This window comes from Actinomyces oris, assembly GCF_001929375.1.
GTDB classification, from domain to species: domain Bacteria; phylum Actinomycetota; class Actinomycetes; order Actinomycetales; family Actinomycetaceae; genus Actinomyces; species Actinomyces oris_B.
Genome location: NZ_MSGO01000032.1, coordinates 60,289 through 71,391, shown reverse-complemented (window position 1 = coordinate 71,391; position 11,103 = coordinate 60,289). Strand labels below are relative to the sequence as shown.

Annotated in this window: 8 protein-coding genes; 4 read left to right on the top strand and 4 right to left on the bottom strand. The window is 69.8% G+C overall.

What is annotated here, in order from left to right:
• Positions 1 to 357: 357 nt before the first annotated feature.
• Positions 358 to 1,284, bottom strand: coding sequence for an ADP-ribosylglycohydrolase family protein (locus BKH32_RS07480; RefSeq protein WP_075249352.1), 927 nt, complete (start codon positions 1,282 to 1,284; stop codon positions 358 to 360).
• A 131-nt stretch (positions 1,285 to 1,415) separates the two neighbouring features.
• Positions 1,416 to 2,972 (bottom strand): DUF4832 domain-containing protein, encoded by a 1,557-nt coding sequence (locus BKH32_RS07475; protein WP_075249351.1) that lies wholly within the window; start codon positions 2,970 to 2,972, stop codon positions 1,416 to 1,418.
• Positions 2,973 to 3,284: 312 nt separating this feature from the next.
• Between BKH32_RS07475 and serC the strand changes: the two genes are divergently transcribed.
• Positions 3,285 to 4,364, top strand: a complete 1,080-nt coding sequence (gene serC, locus BKH32_RS07470; protein WP_075249359.1) for a 3-phosphoserine/phosphohydroxythreonine transaminase — start codon at positions 3,285 to 3,287, stop codon at positions 4,362 to 4,364.
• Between the two features lie 112 nt (positions 4,365 to 4,476).
• A complete protein-coding gene (locus BKH32_RS07465; RefSeq protein WP_075249350.1) occupies positions 4,477 to 5,667 on the top strand; it encodes a phosphoglycerate dehydrogenase in 1,191 nt (396 codons plus the stop codon).
• A gap of 120 nt (positions 5,668 to 5,787) precedes the next feature.
• Here BKH32_RS07465 and BKH32_RS07460 read toward each other — a convergent pair whose 3' ends face one another.
• Both BKH32_RS07460 and BKH32_RS07455 read right to left on the bottom strand, forming a co-directional pair.
• Positions 5,788 to 7,005: a Fic family protein gene (locus BKH32_RS07460; RefSeq protein ID WP_075249349.1), complete on the bottom strand. Its 1,218-nt coding sequence runs from the start codon at positions 7,003 to 7,005 to the stop codon at positions 5,788 to 5,790.
• A gap of 131 nt (positions 7,006 to 7,136) precedes the next feature.
• A complete protein-coding gene (locus tag BKH32_RS07455; RefSeq protein WP_075249348.1) occupies positions 7,137 to 7,883 on the bottom strand; it encodes a DUF4352 domain-containing protein in 747 nt (248 codons plus the stop codon).
• 692 nt (positions 7,884 to 8,575) lie between these two features.
• On the opposite strand from BKH32_RS07455, the gene BKH32_RS07450 reads away from it, so the two are divergent.
• The gene (locus BKH32_RS07450; RefSeq protein ID WP_256691314.1) at positions 8,576 to 9,952 is read left to right on the top strand and encodes a sensor histidine kinase; all 1,377 of its coding nucleotides are present in this window, start codon (positions 8,576 to 8,578) and stop codon (positions 9,950 to 9,952) included.
• Between the two features lie 133 nt (positions 9,953 to 10,085).
• Positions 10,086 to 10,847 (top strand): response regulator, encoded by a 762-nt coding sequence (locus BKH32_RS07445; protein ID WP_081376736.1) that lies wholly within the window; start codon positions 10,086 to 10,088, stop codon positions 10,845 to 10,847.
• The last annotated feature ends 256 nt before the right edge of the window (positions 10,848 to 11,103 follow it).

Here is an 11,103-nt window from a genome sequence, read left to right as displayed (position 1 = left end):
CTTACATAACAGGCCCTAGCGCCGACGTCGAGCCACCGCCGGGAGGCTGCGGGGGAACCAGGCCGGAACCAGAAACGGCTGGTCAGAGGTCAGGCAGGGGAAGGAGAGGCCGGTCCCTGGGGCGAGGGCGCCCGGCCTCACCGTTAAGACCTTGCAAGACCTCGCCAGACCTTGCGGAGTCGAGTACGTCAGCAGCTCAGTGTCCACGGTGCTGACATCAGCGGTCCCGTCGTCGAAGCGCCCAGCGGGGATCGTTGGGATTCCAAGGCTCTGTCTCGGCTCGCGACGTCGGTGCGGCGTCAATGTCAGCGTCATGGACACTGACGCCCCGCCAGGCCGCTGTCAACGACCCGCTCCTCAGCCGGCCACGACCTTGAAGGTTCCGATCCGCCCAGCGATCCCCGCCGCCAGGTCCTCGATCATCCTGGCGTCGTGGAGGCGGGTCCGCCAGTTCTCCGGGATGCCGCTGCGCCCGTACAGCGCCCCCGCCAGCTGCCCGTAGATGGCCCCGACGGTGTCGGCGTCGTCGCCCAGGTTCACGGCCAGCAGCACCCCGTCGAGGAAGGTGTCGGTCCTGGCCAACGCCCACAGCGCCGCCTCCAGGCTGTGCAGGACGTAGCCCGACGACGAGATGTCCTCGCGCTCCTTGACCCGGTAGGAGCCACTCAGGATCGCCGCCAGCTCGGGGCTGGTCACCTGCCCGGCCAGGTCGGCGGCCAGCACATGCAGCTCCGTGTGCGACGCTCCCTCGATGGCGGCCGCGATCAGCCTGCCGTGGGCCCCGCACGCCTCGACGCACTCGACGGCGGAATGGGTGGTGCGCGAGCTGTCGGCGCAGAGCCGCCCCGCAGTCTCGAGGTCGTCGCAGAAGGCCATCGCGACCGGTGCCAGGCGCATCAGCGACCCGTTGCCCGCGCTCATCCCACCGGCCGCCGTGCGGTAGGGCTCGCCGGTGGCCTCGAACTCCCCCAGGGCGGTGAGGGTCTGGTTGCCGATGTCGAAACACCGGCCCGTGCTGCTGAGGTACCCGTCGCGGTACCAGCGGACGAACCGGGCCAGCTGGTCGCGGGGATCGTAGGCCCCGGTCTCGACCAGGCTCGCTGCGATGCACAGCGCCATGGACGTGTCGTCGGTCCACTGCCCAGGTGCCAGACCGAACACCCCACCGCCCACCATGTCGGTGACGGGTGGGAAGGAGTCGCGGGCCTGGAACTCGACGGTGGTGCCCAGGGCGTCGCCCACTGCCAGCCCCAGGAGGCTGCCCAGAATTCGATCCTCGTTCATGGGGTCACGGTACAGAGGATGAACGGAGAATGACGGGAGGATGACGGTCCATAAGGCGGCCACCTAGGCCGGGACCGGGTGGACCGGCTCCGGATGGGTCCCCGTCGGGATCCCGCCGGTGGCCCAGCGCCCTACTTGGTGGGGGTGCGGCCCAGGGTGAGGTAGCCGGGCAGCGTCTGGTCCTGACCGGCGCTGGAGAAACGCAGCGGCTGACCCGACTCCAGCGGATTGACCACGCGCACCAGGATCGTGTTCTCCCCGGCCGGGTCCGCCGGGAGCTGCCCGGAGAAGGTCTGGGTCTTGCCGACCTGGATCTTGCGCAGGTCGCCGCTGAGCGTGGTGCGCCCGACCTCCATGCCGTTGGAGGCGTTGATGGCCACCGCCTCCACGTTCCAGTTGTAGTAGAAGGGGGCCACCCCGTTGTTGGCGATCTGCACCTCGACCTTGCCGTTGCGCATCCGCCAGCGCGCCACCGCCAGGTCGTAGCCGGTCTCGGCGGAGGCCTGCACGGCCCGCTCGCGCTCGGCGCTGTTGAGCGTCGTCGTGAAGGCCCAGTCGTCCACCAGCCAGCTCGCATGCGTGGCCTTGATGGAGGCGCTGATGTCCACCGTTGCTCCGTTGGAGCCCGAGGCCATGCAGTTGCCCGGGCTGCGCACGGAGCACTCCTGGATACCCGGGTAGACCTCTCCGCCGATCGGGTACTGCTGCCAGGCCTGGTCCGCCTTGGCCTGCTTCAGCTTCGGCAGGAAGTGCCAGTCGGCGGTGTCCATCGTCGCGTAGCCGAAGGAGTCGTCGTGGTAGCCGACCCCGCGCTTGACCGTCTCCGCGGACGGGTAGCGCGCCAGCGTCGGCGTCACCTGGAAGGAGCCGTCCCAAGTGTCGATGAGGGTGTTCTGGTTCGCCGTCGACGGCATCCAGTTCTCGCCGGAGGGGTTGTCCCCGGAGACCTCGCCGTTCATCGGGTAGGTGTGCCCCTCACCCCAGAAGCCCACCAGGCCGTGAGTGATGAAGGCCAGGCGCGGGTCGCCGTCGTACTGCCGGCCCAGGGCGGAGATGAAGCCGGTGAGCATCGACATCATCTCGGGATCGTTGTAGTCCGGCGCCAGCGACTGGCCCGGCGCGTTGCCGTGGAACGTGTACTCGTGGGTCGCCACCGCGTGGGAGGTCAGCAGGTAGGCCGGTATGCCGCTGGGGCGCCCGGGGTAGTCGACGTAGAAGCGCAGCACCGCCTGGTGCCCGCGCGAGGCGATGGCGTTGAGGTGCGCATCGAGCCTGTCCCACGAGTACGAGCCCGGCCCGGTGACGACGTCACTGACCGGCAGCGTCAGCCACTCCATCGTGTGGGGCGGGGCGTTGTCCGGCAGCCCCGGCGACTGCGAGGCGTCCGCCGGCGCGAAGGGCATCATGCCCTTGAGCGGGTTGGCCTCCGGCGTGGCCGCCGCGGAGACCTCCGTCCAGGCCCGGCTGCAGTTGCAGGCCCGGAACCCGGTGGCCAGGGACATCACGGCGACGAGCGCCACCAGAATGGCGCCCAAGCGCGGCCTGCGCCCCCTGCGGAGCCGGTCGAGCATCTGGCGTCCCAGGGAGGGCGTGCGATCGGAACCTGGGCCGTGCGAATGCTGCGCGGCCCCCGACTTGGAGCCGGAAGCTGCTGCAGAAGTGGTCTCGTCGTGCTGTGAATCGATCATAAAAACTTGTCAGGTAGGGACTTGGGTGTGGGTAAACCCTACCGGCCAGTTGAGAGGTCCACCTGTGCTATCGCTGACAACGTGCCCAGTTGACGGGGTGGATGGCCTGTGTCATCCGCACTTTTGGGGGACATGAGAATTTCGTGCTGCGCTGCGCCTCGTTCCGGTTGCGGTCCGACGGCGGCGAGCGGCGTCGGCCAGGGAGAACGTTGAGGGGATCGTCGAGGCCTTCCGGGGCGGAGTGGAATGAGAGGCGTCGTCGCCATGCGGGACGAGATTGCCGCCGCGCGCATAAGCGGCCATGATGACTCCGTGCGCGTCTTCAATTTCTCCGCCGGTCCCGCCCAGCTCCCCCTGCCCGTCCTCGAGCAGGCCGCCTCCGAGCTCACCAGCTGGGGAGGATCGGGAATGTCCGTCCTGGAGGTCTCCCACCGCGGGGCCGACTTCGTGGCCTGCGCGGCCGACGCCGAGGCCACCCTGCGCCGCCTCCTGTCCGTCCCCGAGGGCTACCGCGTGCTCTTCCTCCAGGGCGGGGCCAGCGCCCAGTTCGCCGGCATCCCCCTCAACCTGACCGCCCCCGGTGACACGGTCGCCTACCTCAACACCGGCCAGTGGTCCGCCAAGGCCATCAAGCAGGCCGGCGCCTACGAGCTCGACGTCGTCGTGCCGGCCGACGAGGCCGCCTCCTCCTACACGACCACCCCCGAGCCCGGCTCCTTCACGGTGCCCGAGACGGCCCGCTACCTGCACTACACGCCCAACGAGACCATCGGCGGCGTCGAGTTCGACTACGTGCCCGAGGCCGGCGACGTCCCGCTCGTGGCCGACTTCTCCTCCACGATCCTCTCGCGGCCCATCGACGTCTCCCGCTACGGCCTCATCTACGCCGGCGCCCAGAAGAACATGGGGCCCTCGGGCCTGGCCGTCGTCATCCTGCGCGAGGACCTGCTGGGGCGGGCCCGCCCGGTGACCCCCACCGTCCTGGACTACCAGAAGATGGCCGACGCCGACTCCATGCTCAACACGCCCCCCACCTTCGCCATCTACCTGCTGGGGCTCATCGGCCACTGGATCGAGGACGGCGGCGGCCTGGAGGCGATGGCCGAGCGCAACCGCGCCAAGGCCGAGCTCCTCTACGGCTTCATCGACTCCTCCGACTTCTACGCCAACCCGGTTCAGGAGCGCTCGCGGTCCTGGATGAACGTGCCCTTCACCCTGGCCGACCCCGCCCGCGACGCCGACTTCCTGGCCGGCGCCCAGGCCGCCGGGCTCACCAACCTCAAGGGGCACCGCTCCGTGGGCGGCATGCGCGCCTCCATCTACAACGCCATGCCGATCGAGGGCGTACGAGCCCTCATCGACTACATGACCGACTTCGCCGCCCGGGCCTGAGCGCCCCACCGGCTTGCCATCCCGGCCGGCCTGCGGGTCCGGCCACCGGCCTGCGGGCCAGACCGCCCGTCATCACCTTTCCCACCCGGACCGCTCTGCAGAAAGTACTCCCGTGACCACCAGCAGCGTCGACCACAAGTTCCGCATCCGCACCCTCAACGCCATCTCCGGGGCCGGCCTGTCCCGCCTGCCCGACGAGCTCTACGAGGTCGGCGGCTCCGTGGAGGAGCCCGACGCCCTCCTGGTGCGCTCGGCCAAGCTCCACGACACCCCCATCGAGGACTCGGTCCTGGCCGTGGCCCGGGCCGGCGCCGGCACGAACAACATCCCGGTCGAGGCGCTCACCGAGCGCGGCGTGCCCGTGTTCAACACCCCCGGCGCCAACGCCAACGCCGTCAAAGAGCTGGTCCTGGCGGGCCTGTTCATCGCCTCGCGCAACCTCATCCCGGCGGCCCGCTTCGCCCACACCCTTGAGGGCGACGACGCCGAGATCGCCAAGGCCGTCGAGGCCGGCAAGAAGCAGTTCGTCGGATTCGAGCTGCCCGGCCGCACACTCGGCATCATCGGGCTGGGGGCCATCGGCGTGCAGGTGGCCAACGCGGCCCTGGGGCTGGGGCTCAACGTCGTCGGCTTCGACCCGGGCATCTCCGTGGAGCACGCCTGGCACCTGAGCGCCGAGGTCGAGCGGGCCGGCTCCATGGAGGAGGTCTTCCGCCGCGCCGACATCCTCACCGTCCACGTGCCCCTCATCCCCGCCACCCGCGGGCTGGTGAGCACCCAGCGCCTGGCCCTCATGAAGGAGACCGCGGTGCTGCTCAACTTCGCGCGGGCCGAGATCGTCGACACCGACGCCGTCGTGGCCGCCCTCGACGAGGGCACACTGGGCGGCTACGTGTGCGACTTCCCCTCCACGCAGGTCCACAAGCACCCCAAGTGCATCTCCCTGCCGCACCTGGGCGCCTCCACCAAGGAGGCCGAGCGCAACTGCGCCATGATGGCGGTGGACTCCCTGCGCGGCTTCCTCGAGGACGGGCAGGTCCACAACTCGGTGAACTTCCCCGAGGCCGTCATGGCGCGCCAGGAGGGCACGCACCGGCTCGTCATCGTCAACCGCAACGTGCCCAACATGGTCGGTCAGGTCTCCACGATCGTGGCCCAGCATGGGCAGAACATCGCCAACCTGCTCAACAAGTCCCGGGGTGAGCTGGCGGTGACGCTGGTCGACGTCGAGGGCGAGATCGAGCTCAAGGTCCTTGAGGAGCTGCGCGCGATCGACGGCGTGCTGTCCGCGCGCTGCATCTGAGCCGGCGCCTCGGGGCTCGAGGACGCACCTGAAGGCGCGCGGTCTGCGGCCGCGGGGGCCGTACTCGCAGTCTGAGGTGCGTCCTCGACGACGCGCGGGGCGCGGCGTAACGACGTCCTGTCACATGTCCGTGGGCGCCTGCCTGCGCCCGAGTCCCTCGGCCACCTCGTCCATGAGGTCCAGGACGTCCTGAGCCCTCCAGGCTCGGCGGCCCCGGGAGACCTGGTAGCCCCGAAGGATGCCTGCGGTCTCCAGGCGCTCCAGCGCGCGCCGCGCCGCCTGCTCCGACACTCCCACAGCGGCGGCCGCCCCGCGAACATCCGTCACCGGCTGGGAGACCAGATGACGTATGAGGTCACGGTCGGGGGTCCCGGCACGGGAGGCCACGCGATCCTGCATCTGCCTGTGCACGCCGTCGAGCTCCCGGCTCGCCCAGGCCCCGAGCTCCGCGGCGCGCTGTGCCGCATCGATGAACAGCTCCACCACCGCCAGCGGCGCCCCTGCTCGGTACTTGTCCAGGGCTCGGAAGTAGGCCCCCACATTGGTCAGGAGGATCGCCGACAGCGGCAGCGGCGCGTTGAGGGACAGTCCTTCCCCCGACAGGACGACGTGAATCAGCGCCCGCCCGGTGCGGCCGTTGCCGTCTGCGAAAGGATGGATCGTCTCCAGCTGGGCGTGCGCCAGCGCCGCCTTGGTCAAGGGCGGCAGGTCCGAGCGCCGCAAGAAGGAGAGCAGATCCTCCAATGAGGTCGGCACTCGTTCATGGTGAGGAGGGACGAACACGGCGCCTGCCGGGGACAGGTCCGAGCCACCGATCCATACCGGCTCCTGCCGGAGCCGACCCGCGATCGTCGGGGCGGAGTCCCCCAGTAGGGCCCGATGCATTGACAGCAGGGAGCTGAGGCCCAGGGGCCAGGGTGCTCCGGTAGCCGCCTCCATCGCTCGGGCGTTGGCCACGATGAGGGCGGCGTTTCCGCTGCTGCGGTCACTACCGAAGGTCTCCTCCTCCACGATGCGGCGTGCCGACGACGTCAGGCGCTCAATGCGCGAGGACGCGCTCGACTCGCTGCGCAGAAGCAGGGGTGTGAAGGGAAGCAGGGCGCAGGCCGCCGTCGTATCGAAGCGCGTGATGGCGGACACTGCAGCTGCTTCACGTGCCATGACCTCGGTAGGGAGCTCGATGGCGGCGTCGGCGATGTTCGGTACGACGGCCGAGTCGTAGGTGTGTGGCAGACGAGAGCGTTGCCGAGCGCTGAGGGCGGCGCCGTCCCGGGGGCGCCAGGGCAGGGTCTCCCAGGTCACGCGCGGCCATGAGGCAGTGGCGGCTGCATGATCCATTTCTGACACCCCCAGACAATCTGATGACAGTTCACCACCATAAGTGTCAACAGAATGTGTGTCGAGCCTTGTCCGTACTGCGGCCAGTGGGGCCCGCACGCGACAGATGCACCTGCGGGCCCCGCGGGATGTCAGAGGTTGTTGATCCAGGCCCGGCGGTGCCCGAACAGAGAGAGCGTGGGCTTGTAGAGGAGCACGTACTGTCCTCCGGCCGACACGTCGGTATCGAAGCAGACGTCGCCACTGACCGAGCCGCCCGCGATGAGCGTGGAGGAGGACAGGTGGTTGCTTGACCCCAGGAAGCCGCTGTTGCTGATCGCCCCGGCCGGGTTCTGCAACGTGAAGTCCAGGGCGTTGACGTCCAGGGTGTTCTTGGAGCCGTTGGTGATCGTGATGGTCGAGCAGGCGGTGGGGCCCAGGGTGGCGTCACCCGCGACCACAGGTGTGGCGCTGACCTTGATACCGCCGTCGTCGATCGTGTCACCGGCGTTTCCGACGACGTCGCCGCTCTGCTTCCCGGGGAAGCTCAGTGCGGAGTCCGACTTATCGCCGTCCTTTGCCGGCTCCTGCTGCTGGGGGCTGGGTACGGCTGCGGAGTCCTGGCCGGCGGTCTGTTGAGCGGGCGCGCTGGCCATCGACTGGGCGGAGGGCGGAGTGGTGGCAGTGCTCGAGTCGCCCGAGTCCGCACCACCGTTGAGCGCGGAGGCGATCATGCCGACGGCGACGAAGGCGCCGATACCGGTGAGGATCTTGTGCCGGGCGAACCAGGAGCGCTTCGGCTCGGGGGCGGGGAAGCCCATGCCTGGGGCCGGGGTGGGGAAGCCCGCGGTGGGGACACCTGCGGGCGAGGACGGGACTGGGTTGACGGGGCTGGTCATGATGGGTCCTTCGAGATGCGGGAGGTGAGGCACTGAGCGGGATGCGGCAGTGCCCATCACGGTGTGAGTCGTCACCGGGGCTGACGGGATCAGCTGACGGGAACAACGATGGCCCCGGCCGTGCGGCGCGCACATCGACCGATGAGTCCGAGACGGCCGTCCGAAAGGGCACTCATCGCGACTGTCCAAAAGGACGATGCCTCCCGCGCCATAGCGCCCGAATCGTGTCCTATCGGGCGATCATGCGTGTCAGTGCCCGGTTCTACAGTGAGCACATGTCAGTCCCCACCTATCCGCCCACTCCTGCACCCGGTACCCCACCCGTGCCGGGCTGGAGCGGTGGCCCTGGGGGCGGTCGGACTGAGCCCACTGCGCTCCCCTTCGGGGTGAGGCCCCTGCCATACCCGCCGAGCCCACTGTCCTACCCCTACCCCGCCTATCCGGGATATCCGGGGTACCAGGGGTACGCGGGGTACGCCCCGCATCCCGTATATCCCGCTGCTCCCGGTACTCCTGCGGCGCCGGGCCCGGGCTTCCGCCCCCCGATGACTGTGGCTCCCGCCAGTCCTGCGCCGTACGCGCCTGTAAGACCGGCTCCGTCGTTCACGCAGTCCCTGTCCCCGTCGCAACGCCATGCTTTACAGGTCACCCTGACGATCCTGCGATCCCTGGGCCTGTTCGCTTTGTGCGCCATGGGGTTCCTCATCGCGCTGGGAACACGTTTCGGTCATGAGCAGGTTCTCAAGGAGAGCCACCACCCAGTGCTCGAAGCCGCTGGATTCCTCACGGGGCTGGGGCTTCTCGTGGCGGTCTTCCTACGCGGGCGCTGGCAGGTGCCCATCACGGTCGCCTCGGCGCTCGCGGGCATCGGGGTCTACCTGGACACCACGGTGGGACTCATCGCCTTCACCACCGTGGTGCGCCGGGCCCGGTCCCTGCGCGACCCTGTCCCGTGGGCCACGGGCGCGCTGCTCGCCGTCGGCACCCTGGTGGCGCTCTTCCGGGACGCGAGCTACGGGGCCACCGGGAACTCGATGATCGGTGCCTTCAACTCCTCTCCTCCCCTTGACCCCCATGCCGCGACCCATGTGTCGGTGCCGCAGGTGCTGTTCCTCGCGGTGGTGGGCATGTCCCTGCCGGTCGCCGTCGGACTGTGGCTGCGTGCGCGTGACGGGGAGAAGAAGGCACGACGCCGCGCCCGGGAGGCGGCCGACGCCTCAGCCCAGGCCGAGCGCACCGCCCAGGAGCAGACCCGGACCTCCACCCGGTTGGCGGACACCGTCAGCCTGCAGGCCGAGCGTGAGCGGGTGGCTCGCGAGGTGCATGACGGACTCGGCCACCGCCTGTCGCTGCTCGCCCTCCACGCCGCCGCCCTGGAGCAAGGCGTCCTGGAGACGTCGGAGAACACGAATGCCCCAGAGGGCTCGGACGCCACGGACTCAGCCGACGCCCTCGGTGAGGATGATCCGCGGGCCGCCGCCCAGCGTGTGCGGCAGGAGGCCCAGGGCGCCATGCGGGACCTGCGTTCCCTGCTCGCCGTGCTGCGCGAGCCGGTGGGGGCGGTCGAGCCCGCCCCGCGCCTGGAGGACCTCAGAGAGGTGGTCGACGGGGTCCTTGCCGCCCGCCAGCCGCTCAGCTCCTCGATCTACCTGGACCGTGCTGCGCAGGCCGATGAGGTGCTCTCGCGAGCCGTCTACCGGATCGTCCAGGAGTCCTTGACCAACGCCCGCAAGCACTCGCCCGGTACGAGTGTTCAGCTGCGTGTCGAGGGTGGGCCGGACACCGGTATCGACATCACCTGCTCCAACCGGATCTCTCGGACCGAGTCGAAGACTCACGACGCAGAGGCCGGTGAGGGGCCTCAGGCCGCGGGCGCTGACCGAGGCGCAGCGTCAGGACCCGGAGTCACGGTCGGTGACCCCCAGAGTGGTTCGGGACTGCGCGGCATGGCCCAACGGGCGGCGATCTGCGGCGGCACGTTCCACGCCGGCCCCGACGGCCAGGGCAGGTTCGTTGTGAGCGCGCACCTGCCCTGGCGCTCGGCGGAGTCACTCCGTACCGACCGCTGAGTGGCCGCCAACCAGTATCTGAACAGCCCGGCTGGGAGATACCGGTCGGCGCGCAGTTCACCGGCCTGCGCCACTTGGGGCCTGGGCCGTTGGGATGGTGATTGTGTGGGCGCACGCACCTAGGCTGGGTTCCGTGCCCGATCCCTCCGCCGCCCCTGCCGCCTCGGCCTCCTGGTCCGCGTCCCCCGCACCGGCCTGCCCGGTCCGTGTCATCCTCGTCGACGACGACCCACTGACTCGCGCCGCCATCAAGCCGCTCCTGCGGCCGCGCGAGGACTACGTCGTGGTCGCCGAGGCCGGTGACGGCCGTGAGGCGATCGACGTTGTGGGCCGTACTGAGGCCGATATCGTGCTCATGGACCTGGGTATGCCCGTCATGGACGGGATCGAGGCCACACGCCAGATCTGTGCCGCACCGCGCCACCCCCACGTCGTGGCGCTGACGACCTGGGATGTCGACGACGCCGTCGTGCGCGTCATTGAGGCCGGTGCTGTGGGCTACCTGCTCAAGTACTCCGCCTCCGAGGAGCTCCATGCCGGGTTGCGTCGGGTCATGGCGGGCGAGTCGGCGCTCTCGCCGGGGGCACTTGCTGAGCTGCTGCGATACGTGCGTTCCCAGCCGACGGCACCGACGATGGCGGCCTACGACGCTCGTTCTCAGGAGCGTCAGCACGCCGTGGCCCAGGCTCGGCAGGCAGCGGCAGGGCTCAGCCGGCGCGAGCTCGAGGTCATCGCCGTGGCCGCCGAGGGGCTGACCACTGAGGAGATCGCGAACCGGCTGTACATCTCGGTCTCAACCGTTAAGGCCCACCTGCGCAGTGCGCAGGAGCGGGTCGGTGCCCGTAACCGGGTGCACTTGGCGGTCCTCGCCGAACGTGCCGGGCTGCTGGGATAGGGGCGGCCCACCCCTGATCGGTGAGGGCCGGTGGCGCGAGCCTGCCGGACTCAGGCGCTCAGGTGCGCGCGGGGACGCACCTGAAGGCGCGTGGCCTGCACCCGCGGAGGCCGTACTCGCAGCCTCGGGTACGTTCTCGACGAAGCGCGGGGTCAGTTGTTCGCACGCACGGAGTGGCAGGAGGACAGCGAGGTGCATCCTCGACGCGCAGGGCCGGCCACACCTCCGGGGCTGACGTTGATCGTCACAACACGAC